This window comes from Paenibacillus sp. FSL H8-0317 (assembly GCF_045040685.1).
In the GTDB taxonomy this organism is placed as follows: Bacteria; Bacillota; Bacilli; order Paenibacillales; family Paenibacillaceae; genus Paenibacillus.
The window spans coordinates 6,133,764-6,152,978 of the sequence record NZ_CP150294.1 but is presented as its reverse complement, the minus strand read 5'-3'; the positions used below and the strand labels follow the sequence as shown (position 1 = coordinate 6,152,978).

Here is a 19,215-nt window from a genome sequence, read left to right as displayed (position 1 = left end):
GAGGATATGCAAACAATGAGGAAAAAAGTGAGCATAGTGATCATTGCTCTGTTACTGGTCACGCAAATGATGCAGGGTTGGATATTTACACCAACAATGCATGCTCAGGATGAATTAACTAATTTGCCAGCCAGTGCAATCAGCGATACAGCATCAGAAGAAGGTTTGGCAGGTTCGGAAGAGGTCAACAACGTTGACGTTGCTGCCACTCCGGAAGAAGAGGGGGAGGGAAACCTCAACCAGAGCAGTTTAGCAGTGGCAGCTGCAGGTCCGGTAATTACAGATCAATTGATTACCAGTGTGCAGATGTACAATCAGGAGCCAGAATATGATGAAGTAACTGGAGCGATCATAACGAAAGGTGATCCAGTCGAGGATACTAGGCCGAGCATCAAGGATGAGGTAGCCGTTATCTTTTCTTGGGCTTTCCAAGATGATACTCATTCTTATGGAGCGGGTTCTACGTATACATTTGACCTTCCAGATAAACTCAAGATTGAGTCACCATTAACAGGGTATCTGGATGGTGGAGTTGGCGAATACATTGTGAATCCCGATGGTCAGGTTACCTTTACGTTCAACGATCAGATCGTTGGTTCCCAATTAACAGGTAACTTCTATGTGTGGATTAACTACGATGAGAGCAAAATGGACGGTGGGTTGAAACAACCGATAGTATTTGATTTCATTCGGGATGGTGATGTTACATTTAACGTGCATTTTGCGAATACAGCCAAGGATGAACTCACGAAATCAGGAGTTGCGAATAAAAGAAATTTCAACTCAGATGGAATTAATTGGACAGTGGATTTCAATCAAGGTGAAAAGCAGATCACTAATGCCGTACTGACGGATACGCTCTCGGCAGGACCTCTGAAAGGGACTATTGAGATTCATGAATTGGAGGTTCAATTAGACGGATCTCTAAAATTGGGAGTTCTATCTGATACAAAACTCGAATTCCCGATTATACTGGGAGATATTGATAAGGCATACCGGGTGACGTACACAACAAGTATTAAAGCGCCAACGAAAGAACCTTTTACGAACGTTCCTTATGAAAATACTGTGGAACTTACTGGTGATCAGAATTATAAAGAAACCGATATAGGTAGAGTAAATGTCAGTTTTAATGAGCCTTTGAACAAGTCAGGGCAAGATAGCGGATATAATCCGGTGACCCAGACGATCACCTGGAAAGTGCAATATAATTATAATCAACAAGAGATTACACAGGCGAATGCCTGGATAGAAGACCGTTTTGACACAGCCAAACAGGAATTGGTTCCTGGATCGGTAAAAGTCTATCAGGTAAACATCAATGATAGCGGGAACGCTACAAGGGCGAATCAAGTAAACTCCAATGAGTATGCACTTACACAGTTGGTTACAGGGGATGGTTTCAGATTACAATTCATCAATGACATCAACATGGCATATGAGATTGGATATGAAACGAAGTCGATAGCTCGTGTCTATGAGAACGATACAATAACGAATACAGTAAGTATGTATGATGGAACAACAAAAGAGGGCAGTAAGGGCATACAGGAAGTCATATTTGCGAAGAGCGCTAAAAGTGAAAATTTCAACAGTAAGGAAATCGAGTGGCAGATTGTACTGAATCGTGACTCGAAGCGAATGACGAACATCGTCATTACGGACAATTACGAAGAAAGAAATATGAAGTTGATTCCAGGCAGTCTTCAAATTAGTGGCCTTCAGCAGGATCAGTTTGAACTTGTACCAGTTGCTGATCCAAGTGATACGAGCTTTGAAAAAGGGTTTACTGTTCAAATGGTGCCTAACGGTATGATCAACACAGAGCATGTGATTACCTATAAAACCAGCTTTGACCCAACGGCGGGTATGCCAATTAACGATGAATACCGTAATACGGCGACTTTGAATTGGAACGAAGCGAATGGAGAACAGACTCCGATTACCAAGTCAGCTGTGGTCAAACCACAAAATTATACAATAGATAATGGTAATAAGAACGGTGAATATAGCGCCAAGGACAAAATGATCACCTGGACGATTGATATGAATTATAATTTGTATGATATCCAGAATGCAATTCTTAAGGATAATTATGAGGGTAATCAATCTTTTGTAGAAGGTTCTCTGCAAGTAAACAAACTCTTATTAGAGGGAGATAACAATATCACGGGGATTGGTGCACCGGTTACACTGGAAACAGGGCAATTCCAATTGAACTCGGACGGAAAAGGCTTCATCTTAAACCTTGGCAACATCGGAAAAGAGGCCTACCGTGTCGTGTATAAGACAAGTTTGGATGGAGAATTCGCTGTTAATGGTACGTACTCTAATCATGCGATCCTGACTGATGGTGAGGGTGGTATAGAACGATTTAATAAAATAGCGCAAATCACACCGGCCCACGGTGGAAAATACGTTCAAAAAACAGGTCGGCAAATCGGTTCAACAGATAAGGCTTCCTGGACGGTAAATATCAACCCAAGTCAATCTTATGTAGCACCAGGTTCTATCTTAACCGACACGTTATCAGATAACCAGATTTTGCTTGTAGATACGCTGAAGTTATATGCGACTAATCTACCTGAGGACAATTCAGGGAACGTATCCGTTAAGGCTGGATTGGTTAATCCTGATGAGTATGAACTGGTTGTGCAAGGCAATACATTTACATTCAACTTTAAGAATGAGATAAGAACTGCCTACATATTGGAGTATCAATCCTTTATTGATGCCAATAGTGGGGATAGAATCGAAAATAAAGTTGAATTTGCGGGTAAATCTGACTCGGTTAAGGGGTCAGACCAGCAGGACGGGATTCGTGTTTACATGGCAGGAGCTGGAGGTGGAGCATCTACTGGTAGCGGCCAAATTACAATCCACAAAGTAGATGATGAAGGTCTACCACTTGAGGGAGCGATTTTCACCATTTATAACGCTTCTGGAACCACACTTCTGGAAACGTTGAAACCGACAGATGAGAAGGGCGAAGCTGTAACCTCCCGAAAATACAGATTAAACAACCAAACTGGGATTCCTTATAGGTTGAAAGAAGTATCTGCACCAACGGGTTATTTGGTTGATGCTGACTACGGTGCTTCTACAGGACAAACGATCCAATTCAGAGATGCCAGGGAACCATTTGAAGTGATGAACCAAAAAATTCGTCAAGGTTTCCAATTAACCAAGGTGGATGCTGTGGACAACACAAAAACACTAAAAGGTGCAACATTTGAATTGTATCTGAAAACAGGGCAAACCAGAAAGTTGAAAGATACGATAACTTCGGGTGAGGATGGAAAGATCGGAGCAACCGATCTGGAGCCAGGAGATTATGAGTTGGAAGAGATCAAAGCACCTGAATTCTATCAACTGGATTCAACGCCTATTCCTCTTACAATTGTAGCCAATCAAACACAGATTGTTACGCTCACACAAACCAATACGCAGGGTACGAATGCTAAGCTGTTGGTAACTAAAGTGAACGCTAAGGATCAATCCGTGTTAGCTGGAATTGAATTCGAACTGCATGACAGTACAAATGCGGTGGTTGACACACGGGTTACGGATATAAACGGGGTTATTGAATTTGATAACTTGGCCTATGGTTCATATACATTGGTAGAAACCAAGGCAGAAGGCTTTGTGATTGAACAGCCCGAGACGGTTGTATCTATTACCAAACCGGAAACCCAATTGACCATTGCAAATAAAGAAAATGATCGTTCCGTGAAATTGATTAAAACCAATGCGGGTAGAACACAGCACCTGCAAGGAGCTGTGTTTGAATTACGGGCCCAAACTGCATTAATGGATGCAAATGGAAATTGGGAGTTCCACAAGGTAACAGGTCTAGATGAAGCTACACTGACAACCAATCAACAAGGTGAAATTGTACTTGAAGGCTTGGATATCAATAAATATCAGTTGGTTGAAATAAAAGCGCCCAACGGATACATGTTGGAAACAACACCGGTACTATTTGAAATTACGAACATACAAACCGAAGCCGTAGTTGTGGAAAAAACAAATCAGGCTATCCCGGTATCGGGTGGTGGGTCTAGTGGACCTTATAATCCGGGAACACCTAATACGGGGGTAACGCCGCCAGATCCGGATAAACCAACAACACCGGAACCGGAAACACCAGGAACGTCTATCCCAGGCACTGTTGTTACTGAACCTACTGAACCTACTGAACCTACAGAACCTGGAGGCGGAACCGAAATTCCAACAGATGAAGATAACGGAGTAGCTCCTCCTTCACCAGGCGTTTCCAACGGTGACGACATTGCATCTCCAGTAGGGGATACAGACGCACCGGATGGGGATGGTGCACTTGCACCTCCTGCTGGAACGGATACAGATGGATCCCAGGGCAATGGAAATTCTGCATCACAGCCAAACGGAAATTCTGGATCTCAGGGAATGCTGCCACAAACAGGTGAAGAGAGCACAATGGCTTACACTGCTGTGGGCATGATGCTGATGGCGCTAGGTAGCGCGGGATTCATGTACTTCCGCCGCAGACAACAGCTTCATCGCTAGATCAAAACACGCAGTATCTAAAATTTATCGTGTGTAGATAGAAATACCCTCTAGCATTCACTACGAAGACTTAGCGTCGACGTGTGAATATGCTAGAGGGTATTTTTTGGTGATATTTAGGGAGAATCAGGTCCCCGCAACATTCGGTTTCACTTCAATAGCTCTTACAATTAGGCGATGTGTTGGATTGACGAGTGGATCACAGGTAATCAAGGTAAGGACCTGTCCAAGTCCGGGATCCTCCAACACAGATAAGTCATTTGGCTCCACAACGGATATCTGATCTACCTTATATTGGATAATCGTTCGATCTGCCAAGGTGACTTCCATTGAATCACCAATCTGGAGTTCTCCCAGACGATTGAACAGTCGACCTTTTTTGTGGGCGCGATGAGCGGCTATGGCGGCATTACCTTTTTTACCGATACTAGTGGTTTCGACAAGATGGGTTGCAGCTACCTTCATGTTGTCCTCCGTTGCACCTTCCAGAATCGGTAAGCGGACATCAATCTTGTCAATCGAGAGTACCCCCAACGTATCCGAAGAGGCGTCTTGCACTGTATCTGTACTATCCGTAGTCGGCTCGGCGGAAGCTGCATCCTGCCTGCCTTGTTCGAAGGAGTGATTAAGCTTAGACAAGCCGTTTTGCAATTGCTCCAGATCGTTCATGACACGGGTTTGCTGCCAGTCATAATACGTTTCCCGCAGGAAAGGAAAGCTGATGATCAGGATGCCCAGTAGAACGAGCAGAATAGAGAATTTTTTCATTATACATCAACTCCCGTTGTCCAAGAAAAATAGTATACCCTTCTCTATTCTACTTACGGATCTATACAAAATATGGACAGGGACGAAAGGACGTACAGAAATGTTCGAAGGGGGAGCCGATCCAACACAAAACCTCCCCGTTTCGCTACAGTAGGAAGACTGCAACGCCACGGGGAGGTTTTATTATATGGTGTCAGATTGTATCGTTGTATAAGTTGAACTAACCATTTACATGAGAACGTAGAGGACAGAAATAGCGTGATTCTTCGTTAGTGCTTGTCACTTGGTGAATCAGTAGGTGTGAAATCACATTCCTGCAGTGGCACCACTTTGGTCTTTTTGATCCATTTGTAACCAAGCCATAATACCAAGAACAGGGGTACGCTCAGGTAGGCAACGATGGCTCCACTCCAGTCGATCTGATCACCCGTGAATGCCTGGTAGTTCTGCCCGATGATCACGATGATACACAGGACAAAAGCAAAGATGGGCCCAAACGGGAACCAGCGTGCACGGTAAGGCAGATCGCTCAGATCCCTGCCTTGTGCAACGTATGCACGACGGAAGCGATAATGACTGATAGCGATACCCAGCCAAGTGATAAAACCACACATACCGGATGCATTCAACAACCAGGTATACACAATCCCATCGCCGAACAGGGAGGCAAGGAACGCCAACATGCCAACAGCTGTTGTAAGCAGCAAGGCATTCATGGGAATCCCCTTTTTGTTCAACTTGCCTAGGAAACGAGGGGCTTTACCGTCTCGGGCTAGGGCATAGAGAACCCGGCTCGAAGCGTACATGCCTGAGTTACCGGCTGAGAGTACAGAGGTTAAAATAACGGCATTCATGACGGAAGCCGCAATGGCGAGTCCTGCTTTCTCAAACACCAGTGTGAACGGGCTAACACCGATATTTTCCAGATCACCCTTGAGCAGATTTGGATGCGTATACGGGATGATCAGACTGATCACGGTAATTGCCAAAATGTAAAAAATCAGTATGCGCCAGAATACCTGACGAATTGCACGAGGGACATTTTCGCGCGGGTTTTCACTTTCACCGGCGGCTACCCCGATAAGCTCGGTACCTTGGAATGAGAATCCCGCAGCCATGAACACACCAAGCACAGCGAAGAATCCGCCATGGATGGGCGCATCACCGATGGTGAAGTTGCTGAAACCAACCGCTTCTCCGCCCATAATACCAAAGATCATGAGCACACCAACGGCGAGGAAGATGATGACAGTAGCGACTTTGATAATGGCGAACCAGTACTCGGACTCTCCATAACCTTTAACGGACAACACGTTCAAGGCAAAGATCAGCACGAGGAATAATAAGCTCCATAACATGGACGAACTGTCAGGGAACCAGTATTTAATGAGTACTGTAGCGGCAGCAAGCTCTGCTGCAATGGTTACCGCCCAGTTGTACCAGAAGTTCCAGCCCATGGCGAACCCGAGAGCAGGATCGACAAAACGTGCGGCATACGTATTAAATGAACCGGAGTCCGGCATAAAGGTAGCAAGCTCACCAAGGCTGGTCATTAGGAAATAAACCATGATGCCAACGGCCGCATAGGCAATTAATGCTCCACCAGGGCCTGCGGTTGAGATGGCGGTACCACTTGCGAGAAACAGCCCGGTACCAATCGAGCCACCGAGGGCGATCATCGTCATATGGCGTGCGCGTAATCCTTTTTTCAGGGAAGGTCCAGTTGTGGTTGGGTTACTGCGGTCTTGCATGGAAACACTCCTTCATTCGATATACTGATGTTTGCGATACTTGAATTCATAAACAAAAAGACCACAGGCATCAGCCTGCGGTCTTTAATATTTCAATGTCCGCACCATGTCCCAGATGATTAAGATAGCTCAACACAGAAGAATTCATACCTTTATATAAAGGAAATGTGCTTCCGTGACAGTTCTGCGCCTTTCGACAGCAGCCCCAGCTCACCGGACCGTATAAGGAACGTCCAGCAAGCTTCGGCGGGTACACCTTTCGGCTGATCTCATAAGCGGCTCCTTAGCGCCTCCATCAGCGTACTGATCGCACCCGCGACCTCTACCTCACCATCAATGGATGAGGTGTATCTATTGTCTATGAAATTATGAACAACACAACTTAACACCGTGTGTCCTGTTTAGTAAACAGACAATCAGTATAACGCGCATGGTTTTCCAGTGCAATAACAATTGTTGGATGTGAGGTCTGAGAGACGACTATTCCTCTTTTTTGTTACGACCAGCCATCTGCTGCCATACCGTTCCAGCGGCCTGTTCGCCCGATTCGATCCGCTCCAGAGCCATCTTGGCCTGCAGGCTGACTTCAAATTCAGGATCATCGGCTGCCACTCGCAACGCTTGCTCTGCTTCTTCGGTTCCGACCTCATAGAGAAAACGTGCTGCACGCCAGCGTACAAGTTTACTTTTATCGGATAACGTGGCTGTCATGGCTGGGGTTGCGGCAGGGTCACCGATATCAGACAAGGTATCCCCGGCAGTCCGGCGTACCGCAGGAGAACTGTCCTGAAGCGCTTCATACAGCAATTCCATCGCTTCCGGTGTACGAATGTCACCCAGGTATACGACAGCCAAGCGGCGAATCTGCATTTTGTTGTCATGCAAGGCATGGGCTACGAGAGGCAGTCTTTCTGCCGTAGGCTCCATGCCGTCAAATGCCGCATAGCGAACATTCCAGTCCTCGTTTCGCAGAGCCTCTTCAAGTTCGGCTCCATCCAATTCACGGCGGCGCTCGACGAACTCTTCGGATTTGGTACCATGTTCAATGGCCTGTTTGATGACCTGCTCCAATCGTTCCGGCGGGTAAGCGGCTTCCAATTCCTGCTCGACTTCACGTGCAATATCAGGCAATTCACCATATCGAACACCATAATCACTCAGTTTGCGTTCTTTGATCATCGTTGCACTGGCGACTTCTGTTACGGCTTTGACAAAACGATCTGACAACGAGATTCGTTCTTCCTTGACCCCGGCCTTGACCCTAATTTGCATCGGTACGCCTCGGAAGAATTGTACAAATACCTGTGCTTCTCCGAAGTGCTCGCCTGAACCATCTTCAGATTCTATCCAGTCCAGATCGATACCTTGCTGTCCAAGGCGATTTTGGACTTCACCCAAGATAACGGACCAGTCGGCATTCCCTTTACGATCAAGTGCTACAAAGTCTGTTGTGTGGAACACACTCTTTACACCGGGAATATGAAGCATCTGGCGAATGAACGCCGGTGCAGATCGTTCGTTGTCCAGTGTATATGTTTTGCGAATTCCGTCCTCCAGACGTTCATCGAGATGTAACATCATCGTATTTGGACTCGGTGTTGGTTCAATGGAAACAATATTCATCAATGTAACCTCCTATAGTACCAGATTCATCTATAACTTCCCGTAAATTAAATCACACGGGTATTTCTCTATTTTACATCAATGTGAGGAATCTGCGAAATCATCCAGAAGTGAAGGGGACCTTTCTAACACTTAATGTGAAGAAGTACGAAATTTGTTAACACTTCTTTCATGTTCACGCACAAACATTTTTAAACGAAAATTGGCACAATAAAGATAAGAATCAACTGGAGGTTATACCTATGGAACCCATTACCGTGCTCTCGGATGGAAAACGTCGTATTGCATATGAGAATATTATTCAAGTGTTCAGGAACTGGTTTGAGGACTCAGCATCTGGTTCTGCGATAGAAACACATCGTGGAAGTTGGGAAAATGCCCGTTACTGTATTGTTGATTATCAGGTTGCCGAAGAAGCGGTGTCAGCAGCAAATGCCATTCGGGCTTTTATGCCACAACTTCCATTACTGGTCATTACGGATTTCAAATCCCTTATTCGGAAGCGCCATCTTCAACAGATTACAGGTACAGGTGAGATGAAGATGATTCTCTGGAATGAGCAAGAGCCGGATCAACTAATCAAGGATATGGAAAATTGGTTACGTTTGTCGTCTGTCCATAAATCAGAAATAGCCATACCGCCCATCTTATCCATGAGATAAAAGAGGGATATGGCAGAGGGTTTTTAACTTCAAGCGTTACGGTCCTATTAGATCACATATTTATAGCCTGTTCCCCAAACCGTCTTAATATAACGTGGGTTCTTGGGGTCAGGCTCTATTTTTTTACGCAGACTTGAGATGTGAACATCAATGGTACGATCCAGATAGGCGCGTTCGGAGCCTTTGATCCGATCCATCAGTTCATTGCGGGTGAACACTTTACCCGGATTTCGGTACAATTCCTTCATAATCTCAAACTCAATATGAGTGACCTCGATCTCAACGCCATCCACAAATAGGGTTCTTCTGTACTCATTCACATTCACATGTCCAGTAACCTCTGCCTGCTTGTCTTCTTTTACCGGTTTATCTTTATAGGAAATGATTGATCTTCGCAGCAGTGCTTTAATCCGGGCATCCAACTCTTTCAAACTAAATGGTTTGCACAGAAAGTCATCCGCACCATTATGCAATGCGCGAAGTCGATCATTCAGCATGGTGCTTGCCGAGATCATCAGAATGGGCACGGTGGAGTGCTGACGAAAGGCTTCTACGAGATCATTTCCATCCATTTCAGGAAGCATGAGATCCGTTACAACAATATCCGGCTGGAATTGTGGAAACAGTTGAAGTGCCTCGCGGGCATGATGAACCCGTTCAGTGATGTATCCTTCCTCCTCAAGAAAGAAAGCAATCATGTCGGCCAGATTTTTCTCATCTTCTATAAGAAGTACTTTGATAGTCATAGGGTCACACTCCTGGTGAAAATAATATGTTAAGAAAATGCTAAAAAAACAAGGTGAATTGCGAATAAATGCCGCAAATTTTTTAATGTTTCTATCCCAAAATATAGGATGTATATGTAGAGAAAAAAATAAGTTTTTGAAATGAACTTCAATATTCTAGCATGAATGCAGTTTGGTTGCCGATCAATCAAAATTTCCCAAAGCTACACCAAGTACTAATTACAGTATAATGGATCAGAACGATTTGAGGGGAAAAAAGTAAGATTGTATCCGCTTAAGTTTATAGGGGGAACCAACGTTGTTGTTGAAAACAGAAGAAAAAATGATCCATGAGGGCAATTGCTTATGGATCTTATAAAGGCAAAACAGCTGCTGGAGTGGGTCGTGCTGAAGCTAAGGATACCATGGTTTGGAACCAGCATACTGATCATTCTTGGCTCACTAAGTACTATTTTTCCACTTACCTTATTCTATGGCGTGCAGTTTATGGTTGGCAGCGCAGCAGCACTCATCGCTCTTCGTTTGCATGGGACTATCTATGGATTTGTCACCATTACATTCATCTATCTGTTAAATACCACCGTTGTCGGCTTCGAGCCGCGGAACTTAACGGTAATGATTGCGCATTTCATTGAGCTGATCTGGATGATCGGTTGGCAATTGCGTTGGAAGAATGGCAGCCTAATCAAGGCTAATGCTGTCTTTTGGGTAGTGATGCTGCTTCCCGTCATCTATTGCGGACATTATTTATTGGGACTGAATATAGAAGATTTGAAGTATGAGTATATGTATATTGCCGTGATTGGTATGGTGAATGCGTTGATCGCGGGTATTGTGGTGGACTTCTGGATTACTACGGGTGAGCACAAATCAAAACGTACAGGAACTATTCCTATCACCAGAATCGCATTTAAATACGTAGTCGCCTTTGTGGTGTTTGTTTCTCTCCTATTGTTATCCGCAGATAGCCGCAGACAATTAAGTCAAATGAATGATGCCATTATACTTGATATGAAACATGCAGCAAGTGCTGTTGTTCAGGATCTGGACGAACAGTATGTTACCTCGGAGAATATGGATCAGAACATGGCACGGTATCATCATTTATTGGGTGTGAATGTGATTCTGCTGAATCGGAATGATACAGTCGTTACTTCTGGTTTGAATACACTACAGGCTGGTGAGTATCTGGACATGGATAGATACAGTCTCCTTAAGTCGAAAGATAACCTTATGCTATTAAGCTCTGAGAATATTCATTACAGTGCTGTATTGAATCACTGGAAACAGGCATCTTTCATCTATGAAGCGGAGATGACAGCTGTAACACCTTATCGGGTATTCATTGAGACCAGCTCAACCAAGTATTATCCTCGAATAGAATCGATCTATCTTACCACATTGCAATACCTGTTCCTCATCATCGTGGCTTCCATGATTGTAGCGGCTCCTCTGAGCAGTAAGGTCGTTAGTCCACTCTTAAGACTAACCAGAATGACAGGTTCTCTTCCGAGGTTGCTGTTTCGAAATGGGAAGATGGAGTGGCCAACGAGCCATGTAACTGAAGTACAGATTCTTATTGGTAATTTGCGTAAAATGGCTGATGTACTGCTGGAACAATTCGAACAGATTCGTCACGATAAGTTAACTCTGGAGGACAGGGTCATAGAGCGGACCAAGGAACTCAAGAATAGTGAAGAAGTCAAACGTGCAATTATTGAATCGTCAATAGATGCGATTATCGCTGTAGACTCGAATGGAATCATCGTTGAGTTTAATCCGGAGGCCGAAAGAATGTTTGGATTGCTTCGGGAAGAAGTGATCCTGCACAAGGAAGCACCATCTCTTTTTCAAGGGGCCAGCTGCAGTGAGATCAAGAATTTGCTGGAGCGATTTGAATATGTTGAAGGTAAAAGATACACCATTGTTGAAGAAATTTCAGGTATCCGACGGGATGGTTCCGTATTTCCGATCGAGTACAAAATTGTTGAGATCCAGTTGGGCAAAAATGAGACATTATATAATCTATTCATTAAGGATATTACCGAGCGGACCAGAGCAGAAGAAGATCGTGTACGTCATGCCCTTGCGCTGGAGAAGCTGAACTCGGAGTTGTTCAATGAGAAGATTGCCATTCAAGAACAGCGAGATATCAGTGAGCAATTCATTGAATCCGTACGGGAAGGGCTCGTGATGTCTGATCGATCAGGGACCATAACCATCGTCAACCGAAGAATAGAAGAGATGTTTGGTTTGGGTGATTTTATGGGCAGATCCATTGAAGATTTGGCGCAGGCGATTGATACGATGGTATTAACGGACAACTTCAATCTGATGGAACAGACGAGAGCATTCCTGAATGGAGAAACGGCGTTTATCGAGACTGAATTTATATTCAATAATGTGGATAAAAGTGTATTTTCCTTGTACATGAAGCAGATGGATGTCCCGGGTAAAAACCATGGGTTTCTGCTGGTGTTCCGTGACCGAACAGGAGAAGAACGGCTGGATCGGATGAAAAATGAGCTCATCAGTGTGGTATCTCATGAGCTTCGGACGCCTGTAGCCACCATTATGGGATATGTGGAACTCATGATGATGTATGACCTTCCGGCAGCTCAACAGCGGGAATTCATGCAAACCATCTCTTCGGAGGGCAAGCGGCTGAGCAGTTTGCTCGATGATGTACTCGATATTCAGCGCCTCGACAACGAAGGTATGACTTACCACATGACATATGTACCGCTGGTTGAGTTGGTAGAAGGGGTTGCCGAACAGTGGAATATGAAGTCTGCCCAACGGATCTACGTGCATACGTTTAATGGAGACTTCTTTGCTTATGCTGACCAGAACAGGATGGTTCAGGTTCTGCATAATCTGGTGGGCAATGCAGTCAAGTATTCTCCGGGAGCCGATCGTATTGATGTTACGTTATGGGAAGAAGAGGAATGGTTATGTCTTGATGTGCGTGACTACGGAATAGGTATTGCGGAGCAAGAGAAGGACATGCTGTTCAACAAATTCTATCGGGTTGATAATTCGGATCATCGGCAGATTGGTGGAACAGGAATCGGGTTGTACATTTCCCGTAAAATTGTAGAGGATCACAAGGGTACGCTGACCTTTATATCTGCACCGGACAAAGGAAGTACGTTCAAGGTTCGACTGCCCAAACAGGACGTATTGGTGTGAATTTAATGAAGGATGAAGAAATGTATTTCACTTTTTTATGAATAATGTTTATGTACGAGAACTACGGATAGAGCCTTTACCCTTCAACGCGTGAGCGTGATAAGGGGAAAGGCTTTTTTTGTTTTTCAATTTCCCCGGATAAAAAAACAACTTCTTTTGCAAACTGTCTATAGAGCCATAATTTGCATCCCATGCAAAAGGAGGACGGCAGGTATATGTTCCGTAAACAAGAGAAAACACTCATTATCGTCTGTCTGGTTGCAGCTGTGGTTGTGCTGTATGCCGTTGTGAAGAGCATCATCCGAATCATGAGTTATTGAGATACACGTTCAAGCAGAATAACTGCTGTCGTACATAACGATTATGTGAAAGAGGAGTGTAACCATGTCATCCCTGGACCCTGTTTTGCTCAGCCGGATACTAACCGGTCTTACCCTGTTTGTGCACATTATTTTTGCCTCTATTGGTGTAGGCGTGCCACTTATGATTGCCTTGGCCGAGTGGCGAGGACTACGAACCAATGATATGCATTACACCTTGCTGGCACGCCGGTGGGCGCGAGGTTTTGTCATCACCGTTGCTGTTGGTGTCGTTACAGGCACCTCGATCGGATTACAGCTCAGTCTGTTGTGGCCGATGTTTATGCGGGTAGCGGGTCAGGCAATCGCCCTGCCGCTGTTCATGGAGACGTTTGCCTTTTTTATAGAGGCGATCTTTCTTGGAATTTACCTCTATACGTGGGATCGTTTCAAAAAGAAATATACGCATATGCTGCTGTTGATTCCGGTAGCTCTCGGCTCATCTGCATCTGCGATCTTCATTACAACGGTGAACTCCTTCATGAACCAGCCTCAGGGATTCACCCTGATTAATGGCATTATGAAGGACATTCATCCGATTGCTGCCATGTTGAATCCGGCAACGCCAACCAAAGTGTCCCATGTACTCGCCTCATCCTACACCTTGAGTGCAGGTATCCTGGCGGGGATAGCCGCCTTCAGTTTGCTTCGGGGACGGGATCATGTGTATTACAAAAAAGCACTGAAACTCACGACGGTATCTGCACTCGTATTTGCCATCAGTACCGTCATGATCGGTGATTCCTCCGGTAAATTCCTGGCGAAATATCAGCCGGAGAAGCTGGCTGCCGCAGAATGGCATTTCAAGACGATGAAAGAGGCACCGCTCGTCTATGGGGGGATTTTGGATGAGAACAATGAGGTGAAATATGCGATTGAGATTCCCTATGCGCTTAGCATTTTGGCAGGTAATCGTCCCGATACGGAAGTGAAAGGTCTCGAAGAGTATCCTGCGGATCTGAGGCCACCATTGTCTATTCACTATATGTTCGACCTGAAGGTCACAACCGGAGTGATCATCCTGATGATTCCTGTGTTATATGTACTGCGTCGGTGGTTACCAGGGCGCAAGCCATATCCCAAATGGCTGCTGCTCGGCATTGTCTTGCTGGGGCCTCTGGCCATGATTGCCATCGAGCTGGGGTGGATGTTCGCCGAAGTTGGCAGGCAGCCTTGGATCTTACGCGGATATATGAAGGTGGCGGAAGCAGCCACGACGTCAACTTCGGTTGGATGGATGTTAGTGTTGTTCATCTTGCTGTATCTGATCCTGTGTTTCTCGTGCATTCGGGTACTCAGCAAGCTGTTCCGCAACAAGGAAGCAGAGAAGGAACTGGAGTCTCTGGGGCTTGAAGGAGGGATCGTGCATTGAGTTTCGAAATTGCAGGCATCGCAATATTGTGGACGTTTTTGTTCGGTTACCTGATCGTTGCTTCAATTGATTTTGGCGCCGGGTTTTTCAGCTTTTACAGCATATTGACCGGACACGAGAACAAAATTCATAACATCATTCAGCGCTATCTGTCTCCCGTGTGGGAAGTGACGAATGTGTTTTTGATCTTTTTTGTGGTTGGACTGGTCGGATTTTATCCGGATAGCGCCTTTTATTACGGGACAGCTCTGCTGGTGCCGGGTTCCTTGGCCATTGTACTACTTGCAATCCGGGGCGTATATTACGCCTACAATACCTATGGTAACCATGGGCAGAACAGCCGGATCTACATGGCATTGTACGGGGCGACGGGATTGCTGATTCCGGCGGTATTTTCCACCATTTTGGCGATATCCGAAGGCGGGATCATTGAGCAGGTGGGCGATCAGGTGTTTTTTCGCTGGCGTGAATTTTTGACGAATCCCTATACCTGGTCGGTTGTTTTGCTTGCACTGGTCAGTGTGCTGTACATCTCGGCGATGTTTCTATCTTATTATGCGAAGCGGGCAGGGGATGAGCCGGCATATGAGGTGCTTCGAGAGTACGCGCTCCTATGGAGTTTGCCTACCATTTTTGCAAGTTTTCTGGCTTTTCTGCAGATTAACAAACAGAATCCCGCACACTTTGAGCAGATGGTGAATATTTCGTGGATGTTTATCGCTTCGTTTATTTGTTTTGTCATTGCCGTGTCGCTGGTGTGGAAAAGTAAATATCTGGGTTGGTGTTTTGTCGCTGTCATGCTTCAGTTTGCCTTTGCCTGGTATGGTTACGGGCGATCCCACCTTCCGTACATTCTGTATCCTTACATCAATATTTACGACAGCTTTACGAATCGGACGATGGGGATTGCACTTATTACAGCGTTTAGTCTGGGGCTACTCGTGCTCATTCCTTCGCTTGTGCTGATTATGAAGTTGTTCTTGTTTAATGCGAATTATGTGCGCGGTAATTCTGGTAAAAAGAAAGGATGAGTCTGTCCATGCACCCAAACATGTTCTTACTCATGACTCCCTTGCTGAATCCACTATCTACTGAGGGAGTCACGGGGATACCCGGTATAACCGGATTGAGCTTTTTTGAGACATTCACCATTATGTACGCCCCTCCACTGATCATAGCGGCTGCTATTGTCTTTCTGTTTGTATATCTGGCCGTATATAAGAACCCAAAGGATTGATTGGTACGTCCATTCCCGTTTGGGGTAATCTCTTGTTAAGAAATGAGGAAGGGAGGAGGGCCCTTTCATGCCGAAAATCCGTTATAACAATATCGATAATGTAAGTACGGACAAAACGCTGAAGGAATTCAAACAATGGAGGGAGCAGCGGCGGAGCAAAGTGAAGGACTACTCCTACACCGTGCCCAAACACCCGCCTGAACTGGATTATCTGCATGCCAACCGGGATGACACAAGTATTACCTGGATTGGTCACTCCACGTTTTTCATTCAATATTATGGATTGAACATCGTGACTGACCCGGTGTGGGCCGAAAAAATGGGATTTCAACGAAGGCTCGGTGCCCCCGGCATTCCGATTCAGGATATTCCACCGTTGGATGTCATTCTGATATCTCATTCCCACTATGATCATCTGCATCTCGCTTCCTTGCGTAAGCTGATTACAGCCAAGACATTGCTGATCGTACCCGATGGTCTGAAACGCAAGATGATTCGCAAAGGATTCCATCGATGCCAGGAGATGAAGTGGTGGGATCATATGACACTTGGCGGAGTCAAAATAACTTTTGTCCCTGCACAGCACTGGACGCGCCGAACATTGTTTGATACCAATACGTCCCATTGGGGCGGTTATGTATTGGAATTGAACCATCCGGCAACGACTTCAGCAGCGGAAAGTGCTGCAACAACGAGCAATCAGGATGAATCATCCACGGAATCAGGGAAGAACGAAACATCCAAAACATCAGACGGTCCGCCTGTGTTGTATTTTGTGGGTGATACAGGTTACTTCCAGGGTTTCAAAACGATTGGAGAACGCTTTGACATTGGTGTTACCCTCATGCCCATCGGTGCCTACGATCCGGAGTGGTTCATGACTTCTCAACATGTGACACCCGAAGAAGCGCTGCAGGGGTTCGTTGAATCCGGTTCACAGCTCATGGTGCCCATGCATTACGGCACATTCAAGCTGGCGGATGATACGCCCAAGGAAGCGCTGGATCGGCTGGAAGTTGAACGTGAACGGCTAGGCATTGGCAAAGAGCGGATTCGGGTGCTTGGTCATGGCGAGACACTCCGCATTCACCACGAGGAAGGCAAACAGGGCTAACAAAAAAGAGTCAAATATGTTAATGTAGGGATATGCCTGCATGAACAGTGTATTTACCAAATCTTTAATAAGTAAAAAGCGGCCAATTTTCGAATTTGCCGCTTTTTTGTGTTATAATATGGTGCCAGAATAGGCATCGGGATATTGAATCCATGATTTACGCAACTTGCTATTCATGCAGTATGCAGATTAACCAATAAAGGATGGTATGCTTAATGATCAGTACAAGCGGCATCACGCTCCGCTACGGAAAACGTGCACTTTTTGAAGATGTAAATATCAAATTCACACCAGGAAACTGTTACGGCCTCATCGGTGCCAATGGAGCCGGTAAATCAACATTCTTGAAAATTTTGTCCGGTGAAATTGAATCAAACTCGGGAGAGGTGCACATCACCCCGGGCGAACGTATGGCCGTTTTGAAGCAAAACCACTTTGAATATGATGAGTATCCGGTTCTTGAAACGGTAATTATGGGTCATAGTCGTCTCTATGCCATTATGAAAGAAAAAGATACGCTGTATGCCAAAGCGGACTTCACGGAAGAAGACGGCCTGCGTGCAGGTGAGCTTGAAGGTGAATTTGCCGAGTTGAATGGCTGGGATGCTGAGCCGGATGCAGCGGCACTCCTGATCGGTCTGGGTATCGACCGTGACATGCACGATAAAAAAATGAATGAACTAAGTGGTAACGAAAAAGTTCGTGTCCTGCTTGCACAAGCATTGTTTGGTCGTCCAAACAACCTGTTGCTCGATGAGCCTACCAACCACTTGGATCTCGAATCCATTCAATGGCTTGAGAACTTCTTGATGGACTATGAAGGTACTGTTATTGTGGTATCCCATGACCGTCACTTCCTGAACAAAGTATGTACACACATTGCGGATATCGACTTTGGTAAAATCCAGCTGTACGTAGGTAACTATGACTTCTGGTACGAATCCAGCCAATTGGCACTTGCGTTGCAACGTGATGCCAACAAGAAAAAAGAAGAGAAGATTAAAGAGCTTCAAGCCTTTATTCAACGTTTCTCGGCGAACGCCTCGAAATCGAAACAGGCAACTTCTCGGAAGAAACAACTCGACAAAATCACGCTGGATGACCTTCGTCCATCGAACCGTAAATATCCGTTTATCAACTTCAAACCTGAGCGTGAAGCTGGTAAACAATTGTTGACCGTAGATCGTATCAGCAAATCCATTGATGGTGTGAACATGCTGAATGATATCAGCTTTGTCGTGAACAAAGGGGATAAAATCGCATTTGTTGGCCCGAACGGGAATGCCAAGTCACTCTTGTTTGATATTCTTATGGGTGAAACGGAGTTGGATAGCGGCGAATATACTTGGGGGGTAACTACAACTCAAGCTTATTTCCCGAAAGACAACTCCAAATATTTTGACGGTGTAGACATGACTCTTGTGGATTGGCTCCGTCAATATTCCAAAGATCAGGATGAAACGTATCTGCGTGGATTCTTGGGACGTATGTTGTTCTCAGGTGAGGAATCCTTGAAAAAGGCAAGTGTACTCTCCGGGGGCGAGAAAGTTCGTTGTATGCTGGCGAAAATGATGCAGACTGGTGCTAACGCATTGATTCTGGATGAGCCTACGAACCACTTGGATCTCGAATCCATTACAGCGCTGAACAATGGTATGATTGATTTTGACGGCACCATGCTGTTCACTTCCCATGACCATCAGTTCATTCAAACCATTGCTAACCGGATTATCGAAATTACGCCGAATGGCATCATTGATCGCCAAATGAGCTATGACGAATATCTGGAAAGTGATGAAATCAAAGAACTGCGCAATAAAATGTATCCGGTAGAAGCTTAAAC

Annotated in this window: 12 protein-coding genes and 1 riboswitch; of the genes, 8 read left to right on the top strand and 4 right to left on the bottom strand. The window is 45.3% G+C overall.

All coding sequences use genetic code 11. The features are described 5' to 3' along the window. The first annotated feature begins 15 nt into the window (after positions 1-15). Positions 16-4,548, top strand: a complete 4,533-nt coding sequence (locus tag MHB43_RS27670) for a collagen binding domain-containing protein (protein ID WP_405130838.1) — start codon at positions 16-18, stop codon at positions 4,546-4,548. Positions 4,549-4,674: 126 nt separating this feature from the next. Here the strand turns inward: MHB43_RS27670 and MHB43_RS27665 are convergent, their stop codons facing one another. From MHB43_RS27665 to MHB43_RS27655, 3 genes are all read right to left on the bottom strand, one after another. Then, a complete protein-coding gene (locus tag MHB43_RS27665; protein WP_339179439.1) occupies positions 4,675-5,316 on the bottom strand; it encodes a class D sortase in 642 nt (213 codons plus the stop codon). A 269-nt stretch (positions 5,317-5,585) separates the two neighbouring features. Beyond that, positions 5,586-7,067, bottom strand: a complete 1,482-nt coding sequence (locus tag MHB43_RS27660) for an amino acid permease (protein ID WP_192135801.1) — start codon at positions 7,065-7,067, stop codon at positions 5,586-5,588. 117 nt (positions 7,068-7,184) lie between these two features. After that, a riboswitch (Lysine riboswitch) is annotated at positions 7,185-7,400 on the bottom strand. Positions 7,401-7,547: 147 nt separating this feature from the next. Beyond that, a complete protein-coding gene (locus MHB43_RS27655; RefSeq protein ID WP_047841582.1) occupies positions 7,548-8,690 on the bottom strand; it encodes a virulence factor in 1,143 nt (380 codons plus the stop codon). 242 nt (positions 8,691-8,932) lie between these two features. Between MHB43_RS27655 and MHB43_RS27650 the strand changes: the two genes are divergently transcribed. Next, positions 8,933-9,352 carry a hypothetical protein gene (locus MHB43_RS27650; RefSeq protein WP_339179435.1) on the top strand — a complete coding sequence of 140 codons (420 nt, stop codon included), beginning with the start codon at positions 8,933-8,935 and terminating at the stop codon, positions 9,350-9,352. A gap of 47 nt (positions 9,353-9,399) precedes the next feature. On the opposite strand, the gene MHB43_RS27645 is transcribed toward MHB43_RS27650, so the two are convergent. Next, a complete protein-coding gene (locus MHB43_RS27645; RefSeq protein WP_036668013.1) occupies positions 9,400-10,098 on the bottom strand; it encodes a response regulator transcription factor in 699 nt (232 codons plus the stop codon). 345 nt (positions 10,099-10,443) lie between these two features. Between MHB43_RS27645 and MHB43_RS27640 the strand changes: the two genes are divergently transcribed. The 6 genes from MHB43_RS27640 to MHB43_RS27615 all read left to right on the top strand — a co-directional run bounded on the left by MHB43_RS27640 (position 10,444) and on the right by MHB43_RS27615 (position 19,213). Beyond that, positions 10,444-13,290 (top strand): ATP-binding protein, encoded by a 2,847-nt coding sequence (locus MHB43_RS27640; RefSeq protein WP_339179432.1) that lies wholly within the window; start codon positions 10,444-10,446, stop codon positions 13,288-13,290. 384 nt (positions 13,291-13,674) lie between these two features. Then, positions 13,675-15,021, top strand: coding sequence for a cytochrome ubiquinol oxidase subunit I (locus MHB43_RS27635; RefSeq protein ID WP_124118119.1), 1,347 nt, complete (start codon positions 13,675-13,677; stop codon positions 15,019-15,021). Next, the gene (locus tag MHB43_RS27630; RefSeq protein WP_339179429.1) at positions 15,018-16,052 is read left to right on the top strand and encodes a cytochrome d ubiquinol oxidase subunit II; all 1,035 of its coding nucleotides are present in this window, start codon (positions 15,018-15,020) and stop codon (positions 16,050-16,052) included. Before MHB43_RS27635 ends, MHB43_RS27630 begins: the two co-directional genes overlap by 4 nt. After that, positions 16,049-16,258 carry a cytochrome bd oxidase small subunit CydS gene (cydS, locus tag MHB43_RS27625; protein ID WP_405130837.1) on the top strand — a complete coding sequence of 70 codons (210 nt, stop codon included), beginning with the start codon at positions 16,049-16,051 and terminating at the stop codon, positions 16,256-16,258. The genes MHB43_RS27630 and cydS overlap by 4 nt, the downstream gene beginning before the upstream one ends. Before the next feature lie 67 nt (positions 16,259-16,325). Further along, a complete protein-coding gene (locus tag MHB43_RS27620) occupies positions 16,326-17,372 on the top strand; it encodes an MBL fold metallo-hydrolase (protein ID WP_221820792.1) in 1,047 nt (348 codons plus the stop codon). A 215-nt stretch (positions 17,373-17,587) separates the two neighbouring features. Beyond that, entirely contained in the window at positions 17,588-19,213 is a 1,626-nt protein-coding gene (locus MHB43_RS27615; protein ID WP_062836460.1) for an ABC-F family ATP-binding cassette domain-containing protein, read from the top strand. The last annotated feature ends 2 nt before the right edge of the window (positions 19,214-19,215 follow it).

Excerpts from the sequence above, each read along its gene's own strand:
- MHB43_RS27670 (WP_405130838.1), top strand. The coding sequence starts at position 16 with ATGAGGAAAAAAGTGAGCATAGTGATCATTGCTCTGTTACTGGTCACG.
- MHB43_RS27665 (WP_339179439.1), bottom strand. The coding sequence starts at position 5,316 with ATGAAAAAATTCTCTATTCTGCTCGTTCTACTGGGCATCCTGATCATC.
- MHB43_RS27660 (WP_192135801.1), bottom strand. The coding sequence starts at position 7,067 with ATGCAAGACCGCAGTAACCCAACCACAACTGGACCTTCCCTGAAAAAA.
- MHB43_RS27655 (WP_047841582.1), bottom strand. The coding sequence starts at position 8,690 with ATGAATATTGTTTCCATTGAACCAACACCGAGTCCAAATACGATGATG.
- MHB43_RS27650 (WP_339179435.1), top strand. The coding sequence starts at position 8,933 with ATGGAACCCATTACCGTGCTCTCGGATGGAAAACGTCGTATTGCATAT.
- MHB43_RS27645 (WP_036668013.1), bottom strand. The coding sequence starts at position 10,098 with ATGACTATCAAAGTACTTCTTATAGAAGATGAGAAAAATCTGGCCGAC.
- MHB43_RS27640 (WP_339179432.1), top strand. The coding sequence starts at position 10,444 with ATGGATCTTATAAAGGCAAAACAGCTGCTGGAGTGGGTCGTGCTGAAG.
- MHB43_RS27635 (WP_124118119.1), top strand. The coding sequence starts at position 13,675 with ATGTCATCCCTGGACCCTGTTTTGCTCAGCCGGATACTAACCGGTCTT.
- cydS (WP_405130837.1), top strand. The coding sequence starts at position 16,049 with ATGAGTCTGTCCATGCACCCAAACATGTTCTTACTCATGACTCCCTTG.
- MHB43_RS27620 (WP_221820792.1), top strand. The coding sequence starts at position 16,326 with ATGCCGAAAATCCGTTATAACAATATCGATAATGTAAGTACGGACAAA.
- MHB43_RS27615 (WP_062836460.1), top strand. The coding sequence starts at position 17,588 with ATGATCAGTACAAGCGGCATCACGCTCCGCTACGGAAAACGTGCACTT.